Consider the following 644-nt stretch of genomic DNA (forward strand, 5'->3'; position numbering starts at 1 on the left):
TCGCAGCCGAATACCGGACCTTCAAGCGAACAGGGCCTCTATTCCTGCAAGCGCTCGATTTCCACGGTCGGGCCGGCACCGCGGCATTGCGCGACGCGATGGCGATCCTGTCGAATCTTGATGGCGACTGGCGCAAGCCCCTCCCTGCCGACGTTCCGCTCGGTCATGTCGAGCGGCGCTGGCACCGCCATGTCGTGGTCGCCGGCAAGATCGACCGGACGCACTGGGAGATGGCGACTTACGGCGCGCTCACCAATGCACTGGCCTCGGGTGATATCTGGGTGCCGAGGTCAAGGCGGCACAGGTCGCTGGACGTGCTGCTCGCGCCGTTATCCGGCGCAGCGCTGCAACCGCCGTTCTCGCTCGGTAATCCACACGCATGGCTCGATCAGCGCGCCGCGCAGCTCGACAGCGCCTTGCGCGACGTCGCCCACAATCTGGCCGGACGCGATGCTGCCCTGTTCGCTGGCGAGCGATTGCGATTTCCCAAGGAACTGAAGGACGATGATGCCAGGCACGACGAAGGACGGCGCCTGACGCTTGCCTGCTACGACATGCTGCCTGCCACGCGTATCACCGACGTGTTGTCGCAAGTCGAACGCTGGACCGGCTTCACCCGGCACTTCGGGCACGTCTCGACCGGG

1 pseudogene is annotated in these 644 nt (G+C 65.7%); it reads left to right on the forward strand.

Annotation, left to right across the window (positions count from 1 at the left end):
- Positions 1 to 644: pseudogene (locus L858_RS20815) on the forward strand (Tn3 family transposase); the annotation flags it as partial.

The sequence above is a fragment of the Sphingobium bisphenolivorans genome, from assembly GCF_000412635.1.
Lineage (GTDB): Bacteria > Pseudomonadota > Alphaproteobacteria > Sphingomonadales > Sphingomonadaceae > Sphingobium > Sphingobium bisphenolivorans.